The organism is Nostoc sp. EspVER01, from assembly GCF_034530635.1.
GTDB lineage: Bacteria > Cyanobacteriota > Cyanobacteriia > Cyanobacteriales > Nostocaceae > Nostoc.
This window is the reverse complement of the sequence record NZ_JAVRCS010000017.1, coordinates 43205-69318: the sequence shown is the minus strand read 5'-3', so window position 1 is coordinate 69318 and position 26114 is coordinate 43205. Positions and strand designations below refer to the sequence as shown.

5 protein-coding genes are annotated in these 26114 nt (G+C 44.4%); 3 read left to right on the top strand and 2 right to left on the bottom strand.

What is annotated here, in order from left to right; translation table 11 throughout:
- Positions 1-709: 709 nt before the first annotated feature.
- From RMX69_RS16305 to RMX69_RS16295, 3 genes are all read left to right on the top strand, one after another.
- Positions 710-5596, top strand: coding sequence for a CHAT domain-containing protein (locus tag RMX69_RS16305; RefSeq protein WP_322638056.1), 4887 nt, complete (start codon positions 710-712; stop codon positions 5594-5596).
- 550 nt (positions 5597-6146) lie between these two features.
- Complete coding sequence (locus tag RMX69_RS16300) at positions 6147-6884, top strand: DUF928 domain-containing protein (protein WP_322638055.1); 738 nt, start codon at positions 6147-6149, stop codon at positions 6882-6884.
- Positions 6885-6961: 77 nt separating this feature from the next.
- The gene (locus tag RMX69_RS16295) at positions 6962-9181 is read left to right on the top strand and encodes an adenylate/guanylate cyclase domain-containing protein (RefSeq protein ID WP_322638053.1); all 2220 of its coding nucleotides are present in this window, start codon (positions 6962-6964) and stop codon (positions 9179-9181) included.
- A gap of 465 nt (positions 9182-9646) precedes the next feature.
- Here the strand turns inward: RMX69_RS16295 and RMX69_RS16290 are convergent, their stop codons facing one another.
- Together RMX69_RS16290 and RMX69_RS16285 are read right to left on the bottom strand one after the other, a co-directional pair.
- A complete protein-coding gene (locus RMX69_RS16290; RefSeq protein WP_322638052.1) occupies positions 9647-14491 on the bottom strand; it encodes a thioester reductase domain-containing protein in 4845 nt (1614 codons plus the stop codon).
- On the bottom strand, positions 14488-25557 hold the full coding sequence (locus RMX69_RS16285; RefSeq protein ID WP_322638051.1) for an SDR family NAD(P)-dependent oxidoreductase: 11070 nt from the start codon (positions 25555-25557) through the stop codon (positions 14488-14490). The genes RMX69_RS16290 and RMX69_RS16285 overlap by 4 nt, the downstream gene beginning before the upstream one ends.
- Between the last annotated feature and the right edge of the window lie 557 nt (positions 25558-26114).

Sequence of the window (26114 nt, the reverse complement as noted above, 5' to 3'; positions counted from 1 at the left end):
GGTTAAATAGTCTTCTATATTTCTGCCTAGAGACCATTTATCAAGTAAATCTTTAGATTACAAGACGACGCAGTATGTATTCGTGAGAGGTTAAGGTCGAGCCTCTTAAAATGATTTGTTCTTTAATAGATAGTTTTGATTTACGACCTCCTCGCATAACAATAATTTTCACTTTTTTAAATTCTAATAAAGCTTGTTTTTCATGATACAATCACTGTGCATTTAAGATTAATTGTTGTAATTGTTCATACTCCAAACTAATCAAAGGCTTTGTTTTTTAGGATTGTCTTCAATATAATTCAGTATGCCGCTCATATTTCTGTGTAAAAAAACTCTATAGCAGTCCTAAATCATTTGTGAAAGTTATATATCTCTTTCTTCTTTCTTCCCTTTGCGCCCTTCTCTGACGAGACGCCGCGCGAAAGCGTACTTTGCGGTTCGTTTTCTTATTTATAATTTTTCACGAATTAAATAGGATTGCTATATAATCTTCTTCTATAACAGAATGATACTATTTTAGAGATATCTACTGTTTGGACTTTGAACAAAAAGAAGATAGTTCGCAAGTGTTCTTTCCCCTCTGCTCGCTACGAGGCAAAGTTTGTGTAGCGCACCACTAGAATTATGGCGATCGCACATAGCAATAACGCTCAAGATGATGGCTTTGATTTCCAAGTGAATTATCAACTTTAAGCTTGGGGAATTGGCAGTGAACAGAAAAAATCAACAGTCAAAAGGAAATAATAGGTTGGCAAGGCAGTACATTGGCAAGGCAGTTGCGCACTTCTTCTTACAGCGTCTTTGCCAGCAGAAGCAACTGGTGTTTAAAAGTCAGGATGCTGCATTGCCGATTGTGCTTACCCTATGCTTTTGGTTAGGGAGCATTGCTGCCAAACCCGTACTTGGACAATCCATCGTTCCAGCTAATGATGGGACAGGGACAGTTGTGACTCAAGAGGGAAATCGCATTGATATCCAAGGGGGTCAGCTTTCTGGCGATCGGGCGAACCTATTTCACAGCTTGGAGAAATTTGGACTCAATCAGGAGCAGATTGCCAATTTTCTCTCAAATCCCGATATTCACAACATTCTCACACGAGTTGTCGGCGGAGATCCTTCAACCATCAATGGATTGATTCAGGTAACTGGAGGAAATTCCAACTTATTCATCATGAATCCAGCTGGAGTCATCTTTGGGCCGAATGCCCAAATTAACCTTCCGGCTGACTTTACGGTAACGACTGCTACAGCAATTGGCTTTGACAATCGCCTTTGGTTTAATGCAGTCGGTAAAAATGATTACTCAAATTTAAATGGCAATCCCTCTGGGTTTGCCTTTGATTTCGCCAATCCTGGGACTATTATCAATGCTGGTAGTTTGTCAGTTTTAGAAAAACACAATCTGGCTTTAATCGGTGGGAGTATTATCAATACGGCGACATTGAGCGCACCTGGCGGCAATATCACTCTTGCAGCAGTACCGGGGACAAACCTGATTCGGATCTCTCAAGCAGGAAACCTGCTGAGTTTAGAGCTAGAACTGCCAAGAAATACAACAGAGCAACAGCTAGCAATTAACCCTCTGGATTTGCCAACCCTGTTAACCCAAGGGGCTAAGGGACTAAATCTTGGTGCGATCGCGAATTTAGATGCGGGCACAGTACAGTTAACACGATCTGGTACAACTATCCCAACTGCCGCAGGAACTACGATCGCTTCTGGAACCCTAGATGTTTCCAATACAGGAGTTATGCAGACAGGTGGTACAGTAAACGTCTTGGGCGATCGCGTCGGATTGATTGGTGCTAACATTAATGCCTCTGGTACAACTGGTGGCGGCATCGTTCGGATTGGGGGAGATTACAAAGGTCAAGGTATCTTGCCCAATGCCTTACAGACGTTTGTTAGTAGTGATTCGGTAATTAATGCTAACGCACTGCTAAACGGTGATGGCGGTCGGGCGATCGTTTGGTCAGATAATAACACTCAGTTCTTTGGTAAGATCGACGCCATCGGGGGGCTTAACAGTGGGAATGGCGGGTTAGTAGAAGTATCTAGCAAAGGATTGCTCTTATTTCAAGGCTTAGTTGATTTGCGTTCGCCTGGGGGGGAAGTCGGCACGCTCCTGCTAGATCCGACTGATATTAACATCAGCAGCGCGATGGATACCGCCAGTATGACCTTTGGTAGTGGAATATTTGCTGACACCACCACAACCTCTTCTAATCTCAACTCGACTACGCTACAAAATCAACTAGCTTTGAGTAATGTTACCGTTTCGACAACATCGGGTTTGGCTGGTAAAGGAGATATTACAGTCAGCAATCCGATCTCATGGAGCAGTGGTTCTGACTTAAAATTAGCTGCCGATCGCAATATCAACATCAATGCCAACATCGGCACAACGGGTACTGGCAATACAAATCTAACGCTAGAAGCTAATAACAGTATTTTTATCAACTCAAATGCCAAGCTAACAGCCAGTGGCGCGGGGAAGTTGGATGTCACCCTCAATGCAGATCGAGACGGTATCAATGGAGGAGCGATCGCCCTCAAAAACGGTGCTGCGATCGATTCTAATGGAGGCAATATAATTCTGGGCGGTAGTAGTAACCCTTTAAATGAGCCGGCACAAGGAACAGCAGCGAATCCCATTGGAGTCAGCCTTAATGGAGCTACTCTCAATTCTGGTACTGGCAATATTTCGATTAAAGGTCAGGGAAACAATGCTGATGCTAGCGAGCAGAAAGGCATTTTGCTGAATAATAGCAGCATCATGGCCGTAAATGGAGATATCAGCTTAACTGGCATAGGCTACGGGAATGGAAACAACAACAACGGGATTCAGCTTAACAATAGCCTGGTCAACTCTAATGGAACTGGGAGGATTACACTCCAAGGTACTAGTAACGCCAGGGGAGGTAGGGACAACGACGGCATTGAAGTAAACAGTAGCACGATCGCCGCGACTAAAACGGGGACAATTACTCTAGAGGGGATTGCCGGAGTCGGGACTGATATTAGTGAGGGAATATATATCGGTCGCAATTCCAAAGTCCGTTCAGCCAATGGAAATATCAGCCTCATGGGTACTGGCGGTAATGGAGGGGGAAATCGTAACTTCGGCATTTTCCTTGAAGACGGCGCAGAGGTGGAATCGACGGGAACAGGAAATATAAGCTTAGAAGGCGCTAGTAGTAACAGTACAGAAGGAATTAGCATTAAGAACAGTTCCATTAACCCCACTGGAACAGGTAGTGGTATGATCGCCCTCACTGCTGATGAAATGAACTTCCTTGGCTCCACCCAAATCAAAGGTACTGGTATCCTTCAGTTGCAGCCTCGTACTCCTAGCTTAGACATTACCTTGGGTGGCAACATTAACGATGCCCGTTTAAATCTAAATGCCAGTAAATTAAACACCTGGCAAAATGGCTTTTCTCAAATATTTATCGGGCGAGATAACAGCAGTGGTGCAATTACCCTAGCTGGTGATGTGACTTTCAATGATCCGGTTACTTTGCGATCGCCCTTTGGCTTAGGTTCCATTAACACTAGTGGATTTCAACTCACTGGAGCTGACAATGCCACCCTTAACCTACAAGCCAACCAAAACATTACCACTGGCGATGTGGTAAATCAAGGTCGAGAGATTAGAATAATCAGTACCAATGGCAATATCAATACCAGTGCGGGAACTCTCAACACTAGTTCTACAACTGGGAATGGGGGAGCGATCGCTCTCGAAAGCGGCGATGCCATTTCTACGGGCAACCTGAACAGTTCAGGAGTTAACGGTGGTGCCATCATCGCCAAAGCTGCCACCAATATTACCACTGGCGCAATTGATTCTGGCAGTAGTTTCGGCAAAGGTGGCAATGTCACCCTTGACTCCAGCCGTGACATTCAAGCTACCCAGATTAACGCCCAAGGTGGGAAAAACGGTAGAGGTGGTGACATAGATATCACCGCTAGACAATTTTTCCGAGTCACAGACACCTTCACCGACAGCAACAGCAGTCTGGCTAGCATTTCCAGCCTTGGCGGTAACGGTGGGGGAGACATCACGATCCGGCATGGAGGAGGCAGCTTAAATCCGTTTCAGATTGGTAATGCCTCGGTAAATGGTACAGCTGGTGCGATCGTTGGCGGGAAAATCTCTATTATCCCTCCTCCACTTATTAATTTTAATCCCGTCGATCTCACCAATCCCTTTGCTCTTACCCAGCAACCTGAAGTAACCTTCGCCTCCACACAAGCAACTGACACTAACATGCCAGAACTGGAGGAAGTCTTCACCAAGACCTTTGAGAATCATTTGGGTATCAGCAATGTCCGCATCAAAACCCTAAAAGAAGCCCAGGCTATATTGCGCCGAATTGAACAAGCCACTGGCATTAAACCTGCCCTGATTTATGTCTTGTTTCAACCCCAAACCGAGCAAGACTCCAAATCTCAACAAGACGAGACTGCCAAGCAACCGCAACCTATTTGGGAGTTCCATTCTCAAAGTTTGGAGCAGCGCCGACAGCAAGTACAACCCACTACGCAACAAGCTCAAGATAACTACCAGCTCGAACTAGTGATGGTCACTGCTTCTGGAACACCAATCAGACGGCAGATTAAGGGAGCGACACGAGAGCAAGTCCTCAAAAACGCTCAAGAATTCCAAGGAGCTATCACTAATATTCAACGCTCCCCCCCTTATCTGCCTTTGGCTCAAAAGCTTTATAAGTGGCTGCTTGAACCTTTAGAGAAGGATTTACAAGCTCAAAAAATCACGAATCTTAGCTTTTTGATGGACACGGGTTTACGCTCCCTACCGATCGCCGCCCTCCATGACGGGCAAGGGTTTATTGTGGAAAGATACAGCGTTGGTCTCATGCCCAGCCTATCACTTACTGATACTCGCTATGCGGATGTGAGAAATCAGCAAGTCTTAGCAATGGGAGCTGATCGCTTCCCCGATCAAAAACCCTTACCAGCAGCGTCACTAGAGTTGTCTTTAATCGTCAGTCAATTGTGGACTGGCAAATCTTTCCTCAACGAAAACTTCACCGTGGAAAAGCTCAAACAAGCCCGCGCTTTACAGACGTTTGGTATTGTCCATTTCTCTACCCATGCCAACTTTCAGCCTGGTAATATCAATAAATCCTATATTGAGTTTTGGTATAGCAAATTACTAATTAGCCAATTGCGGCAGTTGAAGTTAAGTCAGCCACCAGTGGAACTATTGGTTTTGAGTGCCTGTCGTACAGCATTAGGGAACCCAGAAGCGGAGTTGGGATTTGCAGGCTTGGCGGTGTTAGCAGGAGTGAAATCAGCGATGGGCAGTCTATGGTCTGTCAACGATGAAAGCACAATGGGACTAATGACAAGTTTCTACGAGAAATTGAAAGAAACTCCGATTAAAGCCGAGGCTCTGCGGCAAGCACAGGTAGCAATGCTCAAGGGTCAGGTGCGACTAGAGAAGGGTCGGTTGGTAACAGCGAGTAAGAGTTTTCCTTTACCGCCAGAGTTAGGACAAATAGGAGACAAAGAATTTGCTCATCCCTACTATTGGAGCGGTTTCACGATCGTCGGCAATCCCTGGTAAGGGACTTCCAGAAAATAAACAATCGAACGATCCAATTTACTGGAATCGTATTTTTCTGTCTCCCCCCTGCACCTACCGTGTACATACAAGTCTTATAAAGTTGTCTAGTAGCGTTTTGATCCCCCCTAACCCCCCTTAAAAAGGGGGGGAATTTTCTTTAAGTCCCCCTTAAAAAGGGGGATTTAGGGGGTTCGGATAACTTGTGTGTACACCGTAGCCTGCACTCTGCCTACACAGCAACGAGATATTTTTTAATTGGAAGTCCCTAAGGGAGTGCATTTTTCAGATACTTCTGAAAAGACTGATACCAATTCACAAAAAATATGATACAGATGCAAACCATAAAACCTATGCTATAGCAGTCGCCAAAGCCGTTAGGACAGTTTGCGGGAAACGCGTCTTCAACAGCGTACTTTGTGATTTTATTGCTGTCCTAAGCTCCCTGTCCGTTGCTATAATTCTCACTTTCTTAATTTTGAATTTTGAATTTTGAATTGGTATAATTTACTGCTTCAAAGATTTACGTTCAATAGAAGTCCTTACGCGGATCATGAATTTACCAAAATCTTTTCTGTTTTTAGCGATCCTTGTTAGCGCACTTTCTCCCACCATTGTCACTTTTGCTAGCTTGCCATCACGGCGATCGCTATCCAACTTGGAGTGGAAAGTCAGTCTCAAATTCCCACCTGTAGATGACCGAGGAGCGCCCTCTCAAACATTGGGTGGAGGAACGCGTGGCTCTTCTTGTATCGATGAGAGAGGAATACCGATAACGCCTTTGATGCCGTCAAAAAATAATTTTGGGAAAACGGTTGCAGCCAATCCAACACTGTATTGGTACATTCCTCAAAATACTGCCCAATCTGGAGAATTGGCTTTGACAGATGAAGCCGGAAATCAAGTTTATCTGACAACTTTTAAACTACCTAGTACTCCTGGCATCATTAAACTGGACTTACCAGCAAATGTTCCTCTCCAAATTGGTAAGTATTATCGATGGTACTTCACGATGATTTGCGATTTTCAAGACCGCGCTCAGGATGAATCTGTCAAGGGATTACTCCAGCGTACTGAAGTAAGTTCATCCCTGAAGAGTCAGCTAGCTGGGGCAGGACTTCTAGAACAGGCAAAAATTTATGCAGAGTCTCAAATTTGGCAGGAAGCATTGAATACCGTTGCTCAATTGCGCCGCGAGAAGCCAACTGAATGGGAAGAACTTTTACAATCAGTCGGTCTAGGGGCGATCGCCAAAGAACCTTTCCTTGACTGCTGCACGAGCGATCGCTAACCTCAGTACATTTTGATGTTGGCAAAGTTAAAACGGCTACTTTGCTAACCTGAAAAATTAATTTTGGTGTAAAAAAGATGATGTTGAAAAAGCTGCTGTGGCAATGGCGCGGTGTTTTGATTACTACTCCTAGTGTGGCTAGTGTGGTCATCTTATTACGCTTTGCTGGTTTAATGCAGCCTTGGGAGTTGGAGGCTTTCGATGGATATATGCGTCTGCGACCCCAAGAAGCACCAGATAACCGGATTGTCATTGTGGGAGTAAATCTTGCAGACATGAAAAAAATTCGTCAGCCAATCGTTCCAGATGGTCTGTATGCTCAATTATTGCAAAAATTAAAAGCCAGGAAACCACGAGCTATTGGTTTAGATATCTACCGCGATTTACCTGTAGAACCAGGACATCAAGAATTAACCAAAGTATTTACATCTACCCCCAATTTAGTCGGGATTCAAAGAGTGGTAGGGGATAACCAACGCGAACCAATTGACCCGCCACCAGCACTCAAAGATAAAGGGCAAGTAGGTGCAAATGATTTGGTTTTAGATCCAGATAAAAAGGTAAGACGGGGTTTGCTCTACTTAACAGATAAAAATGGGGAGACTATTTATAGTTTTGCATTATATTTAGCTTTACTTTATCTTGATGCCGAAGGTATTGCACCCCAAACTTTTGGACAGACAAAAAATTGGCAGTTAGGAAAGACAAGATTTATCCCCTTTGCCGCTAATGATGGTGGCTATGTGCGAGCTGATGACCGTGGCTACCAAATTTTAATTAATTACAGGGGCCCAGCCAGACGCTTTTCTACAGTCACGATGACAGATATTTTGGAAGACAAGGTACCACCAGAATGGGGACGCGATCGCATTATCTTAATTGGTAACGTCAGCGAAAGTTTTGAGGATTTATTCTTCACTCCCTATAGTAGTGGTTTGTTGACTTCCCCAGAACCTATGCCTGGGGTAGAAATTCATGCGAATATTGCGAGTCAAATTATCAGTGCAGCTACAGCAGATCGCCCACTAATTAAGAGTTGGTCGCAGCCAGTGGAAATAGGATGGATTTTTCTCTGGTCTTTTGTGGGTGCAAGTCTAACTTGGCAATGGCGATATGCAGGTGGGGTAAAGTTTTTATCCCTCCAGAAAATAGCTAGCCCAATTTTGGCAGCAGGTGTGCTATTTGCTAGTACATATACAGCCTTTATCGCCAGTTGGTGGATACCTGTAGTACCACCATTATTAGCTTTGTTGGGATCTGCGATCGCTATTACAGTCCACATCGCCCGTACTGCTGGAGAAATTCGTTATACATTTGGGCGTTACTTAAGCAAAGAAGTAGTCACTACCTTATTAGAAAGCCCCAAAGGTTTACAGCTTGGGGGCGAACGGTGCAAAATCACCATACTCGTCTCCGATTTAAGAGGATTTACCAGTATTTCTGAACAATTACCCCCGGAAAAGGTTGTTCAAGTTCTCAACTTTTATTTATCATCAATGGCAGATATTATTACCCAGTATCAAGGAACCATTGATGAGTTTACAGGTGATGGTATTTTAGTGTTGTTTGGTGCGCCTACTGCCAAAGAAGACGACACTACAAGGGCTATTGCTTGTGCCATTGCTATGCAGTTAGCAATGACGAGTATAAATGAAAAGATGCAGCAGTGGAATCTGCCGCCATTAGAAATGGGAATAGCTGTCAACACAGGCGAAGTTGTTGTTGGAAATATTGGTTCTTATATCCGAACCAAATATGGTGTAGTCGGTAGCCAGGTGAATCTTACCTATCGTATTGAATCCTATACAATTGGAGGACAGATTGTTATTTCAGAATCGACATTTAGAGAAGTAGAGTCAATTGTTAAAATCTGTGGACAAAAGCAAGTACAAGTAAAAGGAATTAAACTACCGATAAATATTTATGAAGTTAGGGGGATTATTGGAGAATACAATCTCTTTCTAACTCAAGAAGAAGAAAGATTACTACCCTTAGCTGAAGCAATACCAATAGAATATACAATCTTAGATGAAAAGCACATTGAAAAAAACCTTTTTCAAGGCAGTTTAGTTAAACTTTCCACGAAGGGAGCCGAGGTACGTCCCAATGATATAGAAAAAGATGTCATCCCTTCTTTATTCAGTAATATTAAATTAGTTTTATCACCAAAATATACAAAAGAATTAAGCGTTGATATTTATGCTAAAGTTTTAGAAAAACCAATAGAAGATGGGCTATTTTATATCTGTTTTACTACTACAAGTTCTGAGATAAAAGCGATTTTTAGTAAGATTTAAGTAGGTGGGCGTAAGGCAATACGGTTCAGTTAAGGCTAAAACTCTTTATCAAAGTCAATTTTTTTAACGAACCGCAGAGGCACAGAGGGAACAGAGAGAGGAAAACAATGCTTAACTGAACTGTATTGGGGCGTAATATTATGTCCGTCAAATTACCCATAATAAAATAACCCCACCCCCAACCCCCTCCCCGCTCTTCGGGAGGGGAGACAAAGCACAGCTTTGGCGGGGTGGGGTTCTTCGGGTTTAATAAGCAATCAAGCGGACATGATATAAGGGACTTCCAAGAAAAAAATTATCCAATGTTGTGGGGTGGGCATCTTGCCCGCCTTTGACTATGGGCTATCGTGTCGCCCAGCCCACAATTGCTTTCCAACAGGCATTCAGTTACACCTTGAATCTGAAAGTCCTCTGTTTATCTTATATTTAATTGCAACCACCTACTTATAAGGTGGCAAAAGAAAGCTAAACTCCGCTGAAAAATCCACTTTTCTTGAAGTATGCAAAGTAGATATTGAGTAATTCGGTGTTGATTGTTGGATAAATAATATTGGTGTCAGCAAGTCCAGTTAATGTATTTTGGCAATCAAATGCAGGTAGTTGTACGTTCTTTAATAATTGTTCGTCTAACAATGGCAGGAAGGTATGTAAAGCATTTGGAATATTGTGTTTCGCATTGTGTAGCAATTTAGCATACCACTCATGGTAAGAAACTTGCTCTAGCGAATAGCCTAAAGACCGAACTAACTCACACCAATTACCCCAAGACAGACAATCGGGAGAAACAAGGTGAAATGCCTTGCCGAAGGAGTCAGGGTTTTGAGAGAGGTGGACGATCGCTCTGCTACCATAATCGACTGGGGTCAAATCGAGCGGAAATTCTAGATCCGGCACCATACCTAGTTCGATACAGCCTTTAGTCAGGCTGCAAAAGAAGTCATCCACATTGGCAATTCCCGTTTGGCTGTGCCCGGAAATTGCACCAGGTCTGTAGATACATACAGGAAGTCCGCGATCGCGTGCTTGCATGACCAGCTTTTCTGCCACCCATTTACTCTGTAAATAACCCCCTTGCAACCCTTCAAATTCTGCCAATCCATCGGATTCTTGAATGTAGTTAGCATTTGCATAAGCAGGAGCAGAAAAGATGCCCAGTGTCGAAACAAAATGCACGGGTTTGACTTTTGTTTGAGTTGCTAGCCTCAAAATCGCCTGAGTTCCCAGCACATTGCCTGCTTTGAGTTTGCTGTAGGGATAAAGAAAATTGACGACAGCACCATTGTGATAGATGACATCAATTTCATGGCTAAGTTGATGGAATTGTGACTCGTTCAAACCTAAGTTGGGCAAAGCCAAATCACCAATGACTGGAATGATGCGAGAGCGAAATTCTTCTTGCCAAAGTCCGTATGCTTGCAAATTCCTTTGGATACGTTGGATGCCCTGTTCTACATCCTGCGCTCGCACTAAGCAATAAATATTAGCTGTGGTCTGTTGCAGGAGTTCGTCTACTAAATACGCGCCAAGAAAACCGGTTGCTCCAGTTAAGAAAATCGCCTGGGGTTGGACGATAAACTTGAATGCTGTCTTTGGACGAATTGCCGGATCTAAGATAGCTTCTGCTGCCAGATCGATCGCTAAATTGGCAGCCACTCCTGTCTGAGCGATCGCTTCAATTACTTGAGCCACTCTCGCAATTGTTGGAACTTCCAATAATTGATGAATGGGTATGGTTACATGGAAGTTTTCTCGCAACCGAGACAGCAGTTGCACTGCCAACAAAGAATTGCCTCCCAAATCGAAGAAGTTATCGTAGATGCCGATTGGGGATCTATGAAGTAAGTTTTGCCACAGGTCAGCTAAGTGTTTCTCGGTTTCAGTGCGGGGTGCAACAAATGTCTGATGCTGCTGTTGGTTTTGAACTTGAGACTCCTCAATGTATTGAAGAATCCGATCTGGTGTATGCCAATCTGAAGCAATTTTTTGGAATAAGGCGGTGTAATTGGCGGATTTTTGGGGTATTGCCCGATCGCTTTGGGTTAAATTCCCTTCAGATGCCGAATGTTTTGCTTCTTTGTCTAATCGTTCGGAAGCAATAGCGATCGCCCGACAATCATCTGCTGATAACTTATAACAATAGCTTTCTGCTAAACGTTCCTTGTTAATTGCTATCAACTGTTCTAGAAAATCCCCAACAGGCTGATTTTTAGAACTGGGCTTGTAAATAATATCGATCTGCTTCAGTCCGCGTGCTAGGGCAATTTTACCCAGGAAATTGAGCATTTGATATTCAACTCCTCTGCCCAACACTCGACAACTGAGTAATAGGGTATCTACCACCAGGGCTGACGCTGTGGCCTGTACCATCATCATTCCCACCAAACCATAATTACCAAAGCGGTCTTTTACATCCACAACATAGCAAGTATGAGTATCTAACAGGCAAAAGGTTTTGATTTCAGCCGACGTTCTGCGTAAGGTGGTGGTATTAAATTGATTTGTTCGCTGCGTTAGTTGAGCAACACGATCTACCTGGGAGGGCTGCATTTCCATAATATCCACTTGCAGATTGAGGCTATTGAGGAAATCTCGCAACGAAAGAGATTCGCTAGCTGCTTGCTGACGTTGGCGATTTTGCTGGTAAACAATCGTTCGCTGTCGATCCTCTACAGTGATCTTGAGACGATCGAATGCCCAGATATGAGCCAGGAATTGGGGAATTTCAGTGGTATTTGTGGGCAATTGCAGGGTTAAAACTTCTGGACAGTGATGCCGGACTTCAGCGCATTCGATGGGGTTGTCATCAATAAAGATGAAGCTATCTAAACTCAGCCCTAATTCTTGAGACAGCAATTTTAAGTTTTCTGATTTAGTCTGCCAATTAATTTGCCAAGCTGCTAGATGGTGACGCTTTAGCCGCATATCGGAACGTTGATCTAATACAGCAAAGACATCTGCTTGATTATTTTTGCTGCACAAACATAGCAACATCCCGCGATCGCACTGCTCAATCATAAATTCTTGCAATGCTTGATAGGATGAATCTATGACAATGCCCTCAACTCCATCCTCACCACAAACACCTTGCCATAAGGTTTGATCGCAGTCCAAGACAATTACTTTATAAGGCGCTCTCTGTAGGCAGTGAATTTTTCTCGCCAACATTGTTCCTAACGCGGTGAAAAATGCTGGCGTAAATGGAATATGTCCGATTTCATCGCTATAAGCATCATAGAAGTTAGTTACTGGGTAGCTTGTTGCTAACTCCTGATAATTAATAATATGCAGTCCAATAATATCGGCAAGTTCTGTTAATAAATTTACTTCTATTTGTCCCAAAAAAATTGCCATTTCTGCATCAGCAATTATTGAATTACTTGGCAATAAACAAAGCAAATGGGGAATTTGAGTCCGTTCACAGGATTGACGTAATGCTATAACTAAATCCTTAGTATTGCGCTCAATGGAATTCTTTTGTTCCTTACTAGATAACTCTTGTGAATCCTCAGACCTAACCCAATCTTCTAACCGCACTAGAAGAATATTGACTCCCGTTTCATTTTGCGATAACAGACTATCAGGAGTCAGCAGTTGTTGGAAAACCTGGTTATAGGGAGCAAAGGTAATTTCTGAGGGTAAATTGAGTTGCTGCGTCCAGAAATTTAGAGAATCTCCAACCGAATCGGCGGTAAAAGTAGCTGCGATCGCCAGCTTTTGCTTTTGGTATCGACTCCTGGCTAATTTTGCTTTTCTCTCAAGGTCTGTCGGTAGACTCAATTCATTGAGGCGAATATCTTTTGACTCAACCCATTGTTCTAAAATTTGAAATAAAGCGTTACCAAAAGCGTCGATTGTTTCACTTTCAAATATGTCGGTGTTATATGCAATTCCTATTTGTAAATCTGCACCGACTTCGTAAATATAGGTATATAAATCTAAATCAGTCGGCCCCCAAATCCCCTCGTCAATTAATGAAAACGTCAGATTTGGTAAATTTGTCAAGTCGCTGGGCAGTTGACTATTGACATAGCTTAATCCGGTGCGGAATGTTTGAAAAAAGGGAGTATCTTGGGCAACCCGACTCGACCCCATGACTTCAACGACTTTACCAAAGGGGACATTTTGGTGAGCGTATGCAGATAACAACACCGATCGCACTCGGCTAAGTACTTCGGTAAAAGTGGGATTGCCAGACAAATCTGTACGCAACAACAAAGGGTAGCCAAAAAAACCAATCAGCGACTCCACTTGCGGATGAACTCGACCAGAGGCGGTAAAGCCAATTAAAATATCTTCCTGCTGAGAACACAGGTAAATCAAAGCCTTAAACGCCGCGACGAAAGTCATAAAGGAAGTAATTCCCATTTGTTCGTGACTTCGTTGTTTGATTGCAGCCCACAGAACAGGATCAAGTTTAAAAAACTTTCGCCGACCCTGGAAATTCTGGAGTGGCGGTCGGGGATGGTCGATGGGCAATTTTAATTCAAATGATGCCCCCTCTAGTTGCTGTTTCCAGTAAGCTAGTTCGCTTTTGAGTGCATCATTGTTGAGCCACTGGCGTTGCCATACGGCAAAGTCTCGATATTGGATGGAAGGTTCTGGCAGTGGGGAAGGTTGCCCCTTGTAGAAATGACTGTAGACTGTCGCCAGTTCTCGAATCCATAAACCCATCGAGATCATATCGCTGATAATGTGATGAATGACGAGCAAAAGAATATGCTCGCGTGCATTTAAGCGAATGAGTTTAATCCGCCATAAAGGAGCGATCGCCAAATCAAAGGGAGCTTCGGCTGCTTCATCGGCAATTTGCCAGAAAGTTTTTAATTGTTCGGTTGCATCTAAATGCTCAAGATTTAAAACAGATAATTTAAAAGGTTCTGGTGCAGCGATATTTTGCACGGGATTCCCTTCCCACACCCCAAATGTTGTCCCAAAGACATCGTGGCGACGGAAAATTTCATTCAGACTTTTTTCCAGGCAGTTTAAATCTAAATCGCCATTCAGCCGCAAGGCTTGAGCAATATTATGAGCAGATTCTACAGCAGCTAACTGGGCCAAAATCCACAGGCGTTCCTGCTGGAAAGATACCGGCACATTTTGCGTTTGTGAAAGCGGAACCAAAGGAATGGAAGCAGCCCCGATTTTGTTCTGATGTAGTAACCGGATTAGCTCTACTTTATTGTTAGCTAAAGCATTCCGTAAATCGGGAGTAATAACTCCTTTAGGTGCTTGAATGCGGAGTTGTTCCCCATCAACTAATAATTTCACTCCCCGGTCTGAAAGCTCGGCTAAAAGGGCATTTAGGTTCATAGTATTATTTCTTCCACATCCTCAGTGATTTCAGTTGCCGAATTTTCGTTTAGTCCCTGTAAAGCTAGTTGTTTCAATAGCAGGTCTGCTAGTTGGTTGATGCTGGAACCTTCAACAAACTTTTCTAAAGAAAGGTCAATTCCCAGTTCTGTGATGATGCGATTGCGGATTTCAATCGCCATCAAAGAATCTAGTCCGGCTTTGCTCAGTGCTTGATTGGCATCGACTCGCTCCACAGAACAACCCAACACTTTGGCAATCTTTTCTTTCAGATAAATGGTTAAAATCTGCAAGCGATCGCCAAAGTCATGAGTTTGCAATTGCTGCTGAATTTCCATCGGCGGTGGTAATAGCGATTGAGCAATCCCCACCTGAGAAAACTCTGCCAAATATGCCGGACAAGTCTCCGGTGAGAATTGCTGCATAAATGTCAGCCAATTGAGTGGCATCACACCTACTTGAGCAACCTCCCAAGAAAAGCTCTGCTCCAAAGCCTGTAAACCTTGGGATGGCGACATCATTTCCATTCCCTGATGTTGGAGTTGCTTACCGAACTGACGCTCGGCTGCTGCACCAATTTCAGCCCAAGCTCCCCAGTTAATACTCAATCCCGGTAATCCCAATTGATGACGATAATGTGCTAAAGCGTCTAAAAAGGCATTGGCAGCGCAGTGATTAGCTTGACCGGCAGAACCCAAAACAGAAGCAGCCGAAGAAAACAAGATGAAGAAATCGAGCGGTAGGGCTTGGGTTAATGCGTGCAGATTCCAAGCACCTTGTACTTTTGGTGCCATGACTCGATGAAAGCGCTCCCAAGTTTGCTGGAGTAAAACACCGTCATCTAACACTCCGGCTGCATGGATAATGCCGTGTAGAGGTGGGTGGCTGCGGCCAATTTCTGCCAATACCTCCGCCACTTGTGACTGCACAGACACGTCAGCTTGCATTACCATCACCGATACACCTTGTGCCTGAAGTTGCTGAATCTGGCGATCGCTCTGTTCGTTTGTTCCCCTGCGTCCCATGAGAACTAAGTGCTTTGCCCCACGTTCTCCTAACCAATGGGCAATTAGCAGTCCCAGTCCCCCTAATCCACCAGTAATTAAGTAGGTACTATCTGGGTGGATGGGGATATCTGCTTGATAAGAGGCAGGGGGCAGGGGGCAGGGGGCAGGGGGAACTAAAGGTACAAACCTCACCCCTTGTGGGTGAAAGCTCCCTTGCTCTTTTTCCCCGTTGGTTGAAAACTCACCCCTTGTGGGTGATTTTTCCCCCTGCTCCCTTGCTCCCTGCTCCCCTACTTTTTCATTGGGATTACGGTAAGGAACCAGTCTTGCCACCTGACGCATCCCATTACGGAATGCAATTTGATTTTCTCGATCTGGTGATGTCAACTCTGCAAATAATGCATCAAGGGGATTTTGAGTTAGCCGATAATTTTCTTGGAGGTCTAAATCTATCAAACGAAGCTGTAATTCTGGGTGTTCTTTGACGATTGCCTTCCCCATTCCCCATAGAGGCGATTGAACTAATCCAGCTTTATCGGCAACTGCTCCTCTAGTTATTACCCATAACTGAGGTGGCGTTATACCCATCTTTTTAACTAGGGCTTGCACCAAATACAGAGTACTGCCACAGCCAATACGGGTTGCTGCTTGCAAATCTTCGACGCTTAAGGTTGGTGCAGTTTCTCCACTCTCCAAGCTCCACAAATGTACCACCCCTGAGAGACGCGATCGCTTCCTAAGTATGTGCGAAACCAACCGCTGAAAATCTTCCGGTTTCTGAGGATTAATCCTAAACTCGAACTCGCTCAACAGTTCGTATTCCTGTCCGGGAAAAACTAGAGTACAAGTATCTCCTCGTTCTTGAAACCGTCGAGCAAGTTTCTGACTGATACCTTGACTATCTGCTAAAATTAGCCAGTTTTGTGGTATATGGCTCTCGGTTCCTTTTTGGGCAACAATCACAGCCTGAGCCAGGGAACCGATGACTTGATTTTTAGGTGCGATCGCCACCGCCGATGTAAATCCATTCGCTTGCAACACATCTTGCCACTCGGCACTACTTAAGAGCGGGTAATTCGGTCGTAACCAGCGATCGGCAAACAACCACCAACCTGGGGTCAAACCGAAGCTCAAATCTAGCCAACAATGGCGATCGGTGACTTCTAACATCACCAGAATTCCGCCTGGTGCTAATAAGCTGTGGACGTGGGCCAATGTTTGTTGTAAATCTGGTGTCGCGTGTAACACATTGGCTGCCAGAATCACATCGTATTGTTGCCCTTCCAAGCCTTGAGTCGCTGGATCTCGGCTGATATCTAAAGCCTGATAGCGGACAAATGGGTAATCCCGAAACTTCTCCCGTGCTTTGGCTGCAAACAGAGGTGAAATGTCTGTGAAGGTGTATTCAGCTTGATAATTATTCAATTGCGGCAGAATGTAAGCGGTTGTGCTGCCAGTTCCCGCTCCAATTTCTAGCAAGCGGATCTTGCTTCCCTGTGGTACTCGCAGCAGTGCAGCGGAAACTGCCTTTTGCACCAATGTATTCATCACTCTAGCAGCTGGGGCATCTTGATACAGTTGCGTCAGCAGGGTGAAATCACCATTGGGAAATAGTAATTGTAGCGGGTCAAGTTTTCCCTGAAGTACCTCTGGTAAGCTGGCACCACAGCGTTCTACTAGGGCGATCTCAGTATCTCCGGTAGGGAATTGGACTAACAGTTGGTCTGGTTGCGGCGTTTGGCGATCGAGGACGCTAATTACTTCCCAGTGATATCTGCCGTTGGCATAATCAAGAGGTCTGAGCCACCCTGCTTCAGTCAAAATATCCAGAAACCGATGTAGCAGTTGGTGATACTGGCTAATCACCCCCAACTGTTCTGCTATTTCTGTAAAGGAGAACTGCAATCCGAGTTGAAAGTCCCATCCTAGTTGTTGTAAGGCACTGATTACATAAGACACACTGAGGGCTTCGAGTTGGGGTAAAAATTCATCGTTTAATGAGATTGTTGTTAGAAGTTCAGCCAATTGAGGAATCAGGTTGTGGCTGATGTCCTTGGGATTGAGCAAGTAGTCCGGTGAGAGCGATCGCCCCATTCGGGCTTGAGGTCGCCACTCGATTTGATAAAACCAGTCTGGGGGAACTTGAGGAGAGGTCAATGTAGCCGAAGCGACCCTTTGAAGTTGCAGACCTTCAACAACCGCTAGAGTCTCACCATCATCTGTAACTAATTGCAAATCGCTAATGAGTGTTTTGCCACTGTTCTGGCTAGGATGTACTTTGGCAAAACTCCATAGTCGGTTGTTGGGGCGATCGCAAACTTGCAATCGCTTGATGGCGATCGGTACATAAGCCTCTTTGCTACCATCTTGTGGGAACGTAGCTTGTAAAACTTGAAAACAGGCATCCAAGAATGCTGGATGAAACTGATAAACGTCTGTTTCTAAAACGCATATTTGGGGTAACTCAATTTCCCCTCTCACTACTTCTAAATCCAACCACAAGTTTTTAACTCCCCGAAAACTAGCACCATAATCAACTCCCCGTTGAAGAAACTGTTGATAATGTTCGTCTTGCTGATGGGAAGCTACTTCTTTGGGGAGCCAGGGCGTTGCAGAGAGTTCCATCGATGGTTTGAGACTGGATGCGCTGACATTTCCAGAAACATGCAGTATCCAAGAGGGTGAAGAATCTTCTTCATCTAGTTCACAACTAAAAATTTCAAAGGAATATCCCTGTTGTTCCGTTGGGTGAAGAATTAGCTGGAGTGTTTTAACTTCATTTTCTGATAGAGTTAATGCCCGTTTATATAGGACATTTTCTAAAATTAAATTTTTGCATTTCAAAACCTTCGCTGCTGCCCCTAAAACCATCTCTAGATAGGCTGTTCCTGGCACGATAACTTTTCCGTAAACGCGATGGTCAGCTAAAAAAGCGGGGAAATGAGAATTGATTTGCGTCTGGAAACGAATCTCTTTCGAGTCTGCCAAGTGCAATCTAGAACCGAGCAGAGGATGAGAAGATTTAAGATTTGCAGAGGAGAGTTGAACCTTTTTTTGGCTGCTGTCTTTGTTTGGTTCAACCCAAAAACGCGATCGCTCAAAGGGATAATTCGGCAACACCACGCGCCGATGCTCAGATCCCCGATGAAACTCTGACCAGTTCACCAATATTCCCTGCTCATACAACGCCGCTAAACTGCCCAACATCTGCTGCCAATCCGATTCTTGCGATTTGAGGCTTGCCAGCCACAGATGTCCCGATTCTGGGATACACTGACGACCCATGCTTACTAAAATTGGGTGCGGCCCCACTTCCAAACAAGCCAAATTTCCTAACGCTGACAGGCTGACAATACTGTTAGCAAATTGCACTGGCTGCAAAATATGCTGCACCCAATATTCAGGCGTGCTAATCTCCACTCCTGCCAATTGCCCTGTGATATTGGAAATAAATCGAATATTCGGGTTTGGTGTACGGTAGCTCACTTGCTGGGCAATCTGCCCAAACTCTGCCACCATTGGTTGCATCAATGGCGAATGAAAAGCATGGGAAACTTTCAGTGACTTTGTTTGCACTCCTCTGGCTTCTAAGATAGCCACAGCCGATGCGATCGCCCCAGCTGCACCAGAGATAACGATTTGCCTTGGTGCGTTGATTCCAGCTATCGCCACCTCCGGCAATGAATCAATTACCGCAGATACTTGTGCCAAATCAGTAAATACCGCTACCATTGCCCCTGTCTGCGGTAGTGCTTGCATCAATTTACCCCGTGCAGCAATGAGTTTCAATCCATCTTCTAGACTGAATACACCTGCAACAGTTGCGGCAACATATTCGCCCACACTATGACCCATCACAACACTAGGCTTGATACCCCAAGATTGCCATAGCTCAGACAATGCATATTCCAAAGCAAATAAGACAGGTTGGGTATAGCCCGTTTCATCCAGAATATGACCCCCTAAGTTCTTTTCCCTTTCCCCTTTCCCCTTTCCCCTTTCCCCTAATGGATACAGCACTTCTAACAATGGTTGCTCTAATAACGAGTCCAGGATTTGGGCACAGCGTTCGAGGGCTTGCCGAAAAACAGGTTGGGTTTCGTAAAGTTCTCGTCCCATACCGATATACTGCGAACCTTGTCCAGTAAATAGGAAAGCTACCCCTGAAGCCTGAAAGCGAGTGCGCGAATTTTCGGCAATAAATGTTGTTAGTTGATTTCTCAATTGTGCGGGTGAATCGGCAACCAAAGCCAGCCGATAATCAAAATGCGATCGCCCCACATTACTCGTATAACAAATATCCCTCAAAGATACTTCTGAGCAAGACTCCAAAAACCCCACATACCGCCCAGCTAATTCCCATAACGCTGTTTCACTTTTTGCCGAAAGCGTCAACAGGGATTTGACATGCTCCCCTGCCCCCTGCCCCCTGCCCCCTGCCCCCCTACTCTCCCCCGGTGCTTCCTCCAAAATCACATGGACATTCGTACCCCCAACACCCAAAGAAGTTACGCCAGCCCGCCGAGGCGTTTGGTCTGTTTGCCAGTCTGATAGAGTTGTATTTACATAAAATGGACTGTTAGCAAAATCAATCTTGGGATTGGGATGTTTAAAATTTAGGCTAGGCGGCAGTAATCGGTGTTTGAGTGCCAAAACTGTTTTAATCAATCCTGCTATGCCTGAAGCTGTATCTAAATGTCCGATGTTAGTCTTTACAGAACCGATGGCGCAAAATTGTTGCTTCTGTGTTTTACTACGAAATGCCTGGGTTAAGGCTGCAATTTCAATCGGATCGCCGAGAGTCGTTCCGGTTCCGTGGGTTTCGATGTAAGTAATAGTTTCTGGATTGATATCTGCGATCGCTTGGGCTTGGGCAATCATTGCTGCCTGTCTCTGAACGCTGGGAGCCGTATAGCTGATTTTTTGGGAGCCATCGTTATTAATCGCAGAACCCTTAATGACGGCGTAAATATGATCTCCATCGGCGATCGCATCTGCCAATCGTTTTAACATCACAATGCCAACGCCATTGCCGCCAACGGTTCCTTGGGAGTTAGCGTCAAATGCTCGGCAGTGACCATCGGGTGAAAGAATCATTCCTGGCTGATACCGATAACCAGATTTTTGGGGTACTGCGATCGCCGCAGCACCAGCCAGAGCCATATCGCATTCTCCCTGAATCAAACTCCGACAGGCTTGATGAACTGCAACTAAGGAAGTTGAGCAAGCAGTTTGGACGTTGACGCTCGGCCCTTGCAAGTTGAATTTGTATGAAACCCGCGTGGGGAGAAAATCCGCACCATTAGCGATCGCCAGTTGTGTGTCATCAACGTGTTCTAGGCGATCGCGATTTGGGTAAAGATTGTGATTCCAGTAAGTTCGACCTGCATAAAGATTCATCCCCATGCCAGCATAAACCCCGATTAATCCTGTATAAGTTGCGGGGTCGTAACCAGCATTTTCGAGTGTTTCCCAAGCACACTCTAGAAACAGGCGATGTTGCGGGTCGAGGATTTGAGCTTCTTTGGGCGAGATATCGAAAAACGCGGCATCAAATAAATCTATGTCAGATAAGATACCACTAGCTTTCACATAATTGGCATCATTCAAGGATGAAGAATCGATTCCGGTTAACTCCAGTTCTTCATCACTGAAGAATGAAATCGATTCCACGCCATTACAGCAGTTTTGCCAGAATTCATCGAGTGTTTTGGCTCCTGGAAAACGCCCAGACATACCGATGATGGCAATTTCTAATTGCTGGGTACTTTTCATTTCACCCAGGTGATGGGATGGCGATAATTGCGATCGCTCCGACAATGGCATTTGAGCTTGATTCAGAAACTCTGCTAGCGTCTGAATCGTTGGATATTGGAACAAGTCAATCAGTGACAGATGTTGCCCAAATTGTTTTTGTAACCGATCGTGAACCCGAACCAAGGTGAGCGAACTGCCACCTAGTTCAAAAAAGTTGCGATCGATACTCACCGAAGAAATGCCCAAGACATCTTGCCATATTTGAGCTATCTGGCGTTGAATGTCAGTTTGGGGCAAAACGACTTGCCAAGGTTGGTTGTGCTTCTGATTGCTGCCAATAATTTTGGCAATGTCTATCGTACCCGTTTGTGTCAAAGGCATTTCCGCAAGCTGTACAATTTCACAATGGCTAGGAGTCCCAAAGCGATCGCTAACTCTCATTTGCTCCCAATCATGCACCTCTGCACCATCCACAGTGGTGACATAAGCGGTTAATTTCTCGACGTTATCGACTTCTGTCTTCAGATATCGACGAATATGGCGATTGCTGCCATCTAAACCGACAATCAGCTGCGGTTGATGACGCGATAAACCTGCCAGCAAGGAACGCCAACCCTGTTCTTGAGTAATACTTTGATAGCCCAAGCGATGAGCTGCTTCCCGGCTGTGGATGGGGTTTCCTTCGCTCATGCCAACATCATCCCACTGGCTCCAGTTAAAGCAGTAAGTCTCAGGATGGTAATGGTATTGCTGATACTGACAACAACCATCTAAGAAACTGTTGGCAGCAGCATAGGCACTAAAGGTTGCTCCGCCAAACACACTATTTACGGAAGAAAAGCCGATGAAAAGGGCATCTGGTCGATTCTGAATCAGTTGAAAAAGTGTCCAAGTGCCCTGAACTTTCGGGCGCAGCATGGTACGAAAGCTTTCTAATGTAGCCGCAGCTATCCAGTGATTTTCCATCACCGTCCAGTGGTGTTTGAGGTCGCCTTCACCTGCGAGATGAATAATTCCTGCCAAGGGTTGATTCCATCTCAACTCTGCCTCCGTGACAGCCTGTTGCAAACAAGTTAAATCGCAGACATCAAGAGATTTGTATAATAAATCACCACTTATCGCTAAGAGAGATTGATAATTTTTCAATCGCTTGGCGATCGCTGTATTCTGTTCGAGATGCTGCGACCATTCTGTTTCTGGTGGCAAATTTGTTCTGCCAACAATCAGCAATCGCACACCAAATTGCTTAAGTAAATATTGGCAAACTGAAGCCCCAATTCCACCCAATCCGCCTGTTACCAGATAAGTCTGCCCTGGTTTAATTGGTATTTCTTGGGTTGGACTAGCAAGCATATCGACTTTGGCAAGTGACGAGACTAGCCGTTGACCTTGACGGTAAGCAATTTCACTATCATATTTAGTAATATTTAATTCTTTAAACACATAGTTAGCATTTGTTTCCAGTGACCCAACTTCCAAGTCAATGTGGCGACAGTGCAACCAAGATAGTTCTAAAGGAATTGTTTTCAATAATCCGATAAGTGTGGATTTTTCATAAGCGATCGCATCATCGCTGCTAGTTAACTGGACGTTGTTAGAAATGACTTGTAACTGAATGTCTACATCTAGTAGTTGGTGTTTTTCCTTGGCATTTGCTAAGGCTTGCACTAAAAATAGAATGCTATATAGTCCTAAGTATTGGGCACGTTCTAGTTCCTCTAGACTAGAAACCTGACTCATAAACTCGTTATATGTCCATAAATGCAAAATCTGAGTGGGAATATCCGATGCCAAAGACTCTAGCAACCGCCGATAGTGATCGGGATTTTCGGGATTGATGGTAAAGCGATCGCCTTGCTCAGATTTGATAAAATCCGAACCTGCTTCAACGCAGATATAAGATTGGTTATGGCGTTTGAGTTCTGTACACAGGTAATTTCCTAAACCTAAACCATCGAGAAACACGAGGGATTTCTGAGTCGGAAGTTTAACTGGCTGCCGATGTTTGTGACTTAACTGCTTAACACACCAAATTCGGCGATAAAACCAGTCAGGTATTGTGTTGGCATTGCCACTCAGGATATCAAACTGACGCAGGATAGGTTTAAATTCACCTGATTCAAAGCGTTTAACCAGTTGCGATCGCTGGATCTTGCCAATGGCCGTTTTTGGAATCACAGATTTTTCAACTGGAATTATATAGCTGGGATTGATCCCACAACGTTGGACAATTTTTTGGCGAATGGTTTGCATCAATGTTGAAATTTGCATTTCATTCGCGCCACCTGCATGGAAAAAGATAGCTAGCTGTTCTGAACTTTCTCCATCACGTACAGCCACGGCGGCAGTGTAGGAAACAACTACGCCTGCAATTTCTTCAACAACTGCTTCGATTTCATGACTATAGTAATTCAGGCCATTGACGATAATAACGTCTTTCTCTCTGCCTGTAATTGTTAAACGTCCTTGTCGTAAGAAAGCTAAATCTCCCGTCTTGAACCAGCCATCTTCTGTAAAAACCTCTGAATTCAGTTCCGGTTGACCAAAATAACCTGATGTGACTGTCAGTCCTTTAACTTGCAGTCGTCCGATGGCTCCTTCCTCAACGAGCTGGTCTTGAGCATCAACTATCCGTAGAGAAAATCCGGGAATCGGCGCTCCAACTTCTACGAATGCATCTTCATCTGTAGTTGATTCTCCAGAAAAGTTGTGAGAGTAAGTCACTCCCGAACAAGTTTCAGCCATTCCCCAAGCCGGATGTATTGCCGTAGTCGGAAGTCCCTGCGCTGTCAGCAATTCGAGAAATCTTCTTGCAGTTTTGCCGACAATGGCTTCTGCTCCGTTAAAGATGTATCGCACTGATGATAAATCCCAATGCCCCTGAGAAAGTTTTGCTTCGGCTGCATTGATTAGCCCATAAGCAAAATTCGGTGCAAAGGTCACACTCACGCGATAGTTAGATATCCAATCAAGCCATTTCAGGGGTTGTTGCAATACCCAATCGGTGACAGCATGAATTTGTTGACAACCCACATACACATCCCGAATATGGAAATACACTAATCCGGCAACGTGATCGAGTGGCATCCAGTTCAAGGAAACATCTTCTTGGGTAAACCCATTCATCTGGACACTCGCAGCCGACCGACAGATGAGACTGCGATGGCTTTGCATAACTGCTTTCGGCGTACCTGTACTGCCAGAAGTGAGAAACAGTACTGCCAAATCATCTGGGGCAGCAACATACCAGTTAGGATCGGGATGGTGAGATTGCAACTCATTGATGGTAGCGATCGCCAAATTGTCAAGTGGTAAATCTGCCAAGGAAAGTTTGAGTTCCGGTGCTAATCGCTCGTTAGTTAGTACCAAGCTTGGTTTTAGTCTTTGCCAGATTTGAGCTAATTTATTCACGAAACCATCAGAGCGATCGTAGGCGTGAGGAACGGATAAAGGAATTGGGATGAATCCGCCCAAAATACAGCTCCAGAAAGCAGGAATGAAATCTTGAGGTTGGTCAAATTGAAAGAGAATTCTATCTTGAGGCACAAGCCCCAACTTTCTTAAACCCGCCAAAATGCGTTGAGCTGCGTCTAATAAATCTTCGTAGGATTGATTTTGGTAAGTATCATCGGGTTGGATGTAAGTAATTCCTTTTGAGCTTTGTAACGCTGCCCTTTGAAGTAGTTTTGGTAAGTTAGTAGTTGCGTCTGTTCCCAGTTGTAAAGGTTCGCCATGACTAATTGCTTTGGCTTTTGGCTGGGAAATCTGAGATTGTGAAGGCTCAAATTGTTGATTGACACCATCTAATTCTAGTTTTTCAGAATCCTCTAATTGAAAATTGAGCTTTGTTCCTTGTGGATTACCTAGCAAATCCCAAACGTGTAATGGTGGTAGTTGTTTCCTCTGCTCTTGTACGATAACTGCGACTTGGTTAATCGAGGAGAGCGATCGCAAAGACGACTCCCATCGATTAACCAAATCGATGTCGATTGCCACCAAATCAGTTAGTCGGCGATCGTCAATCAGTCCCTCACTGGTAAGCGGCAATCTGGATAACCAAACGTAGGATTGAGGCAGGATATTGTTTGGCAAATGAACCCGCAAATATGCATTTAGTTGTGCCAACGAACATTTTCCTGATGCAACTATGTAGGCAACTAACCACATATCTGCGGTTTCTGTTTCTCGGATTAATACCCGACACTCTTCAATTTCTGGATGGGTCAGGAGCGCAGTTTCCAGTGCTGCTTGGTCTGCTAAGTTTGCCTGAAACCCATTGAGGGTATTAATTTTCTCCAACATCTATAAGCTCCAAACTAACTTAGACACGTTTGCTGTTGCGGGATGTCTTCACTTCTACAAGCAACCCTATTAGTTGGTGGTTTTATATAACAGGCAACAGCTAATAGGCAACAGGTAATAGGCAACAGGCTCAAAAGTCCTTGGTGTCGGGGTTTGACAACACTCAGTCCTGAGTGCTGTTAGCGATAGCGGGGCGTTTAGCCCGTGCCTCGGCTTAGAGTAATCTTCATGTTCGGTTGATGTCCTAACCTACCAAGGCAACTGCTATATATGCGTTTTTCGGCCGTTTTTGACATATTTGCTGTTTAAGTTCGCTACCTTGTGAATATTGAGAATACATGAAATTTTTTTGTAGTCACTAACTTCGTGACCATTTGTAACAAGTGACGTTAAAAGAGAATCTGGAAGGATTGGGCTTAAAGCTTTGTAAATATTTGCTAGCAAGTTTTAGGAAGATTTTTGGACAATAATCACTCAGTTTTAAGTGCAACGGTATCGAAAAACAAAACTATGTAAATAAAAATAAATTAACTTGTAACTCTTGTTGTTGGGGACTT

Excerpts from the sequence above, each read along its gene's own strand:
- RMX69_RS16290 (WP_322638052.1), bottom strand. The coding sequence starts at position 14,491 with ATGAACCTAAATGCCCTTTTAGCCGAGCTTTCAGACCGGGGAGTGAAA.
- RMX69_RS16285 (WP_322638051.1), bottom strand. The coding sequence starts at position 25,557 with ATGTTGGAGAAAATTAATACCCTCAATGGGTTTCAGGCAAACTTAGCA.
- RMX69_RS16300 (WP_322638055.1), top strand. The coding sequence starts at position 6,147 with ATGAATTTACCAAAATCTTTTCTGTTTTTAGCGATCCTTGTTAGCGCA.
- RMX69_RS16295 (WP_322638053.1), top strand. The coding sequence starts at position 6,962 with ATGATGTTGAAAAAGCTGCTGTGGCAATGGCGCGGTGTTTTGATTACT.